This window comes from uncultured Ruegeria sp., assembly GCF_947497005.1.
In the GTDB taxonomy this organism is placed as follows: Bacteria; Pseudomonadota; Alphaproteobacteria; order Rhodobacterales; family Rhodobacteraceae; genus Ruegeria.
Genome location: NZ_CANMFF010000067.1, coordinates 1 through 500 on the forward strand (window position 1 = coordinate 1; position 500 = coordinate 500).

Annotated in this window: 1 protein-coding gene; it reads left to right on the forward strand. The window is 47.4% G+C overall.

All coding sequences use genetic code 11. From position 1 onward, the window contains the following. Window positions 1-200, forward strand: a 200-nt coding sequence (locus tag Q0816_RS25930; RefSeq protein ID WP_298856214.1) for a hypothetical protein, incomplete at its 5' end; no start/stop codon positions are given. Window positions 201-500: the final 300 nt, after the last annotated feature.

A 500-nucleotide genomic window follows, 5' to 3' on the forward strand; every position in this document is an offset into this window, starting at 1 on the left:
TTCGCATTCGTTTGCTCCTTCGAAAAGTTGAGCAAACTCTACATCAGAGCGAGGGAAGTTTCGGGGGGCAGGTCACTGCCAATATCGAGAATCCGGCCCCAACGAAGAAGTTGATATCTCTTTTAAGAGCTGCCTTGAAACTTGCTTCGTTTTCAATGGTTAGCATTTTGGCCCGTCGCTCCGAGTGTCGAATTCAATGAATGCAAGTTCGTCTGTGCTCACACCTTCGTCAAGCTAGTTGAACGAAAAACAAGCACAAAATCCCATTACAGCCGATTTCAATCAAACAATCAGCAACAGCGTGTCTACGTGGGTTGCCATTGGTGTGTGCGGACTTAGAAAGGCTATAAATGTTGCGGTACTGCCACAGAGCTTTTCCACATCCATCTGCTTCCACAGTGCTTCCAGCGGGTATGGCGCAATGCAAAAAGCCCCGCGTTATGCGAGGCTAAGTGCTTGATATCTGACTTAGAAGTTTGGTTGCGGGAGTAGGATTTGAA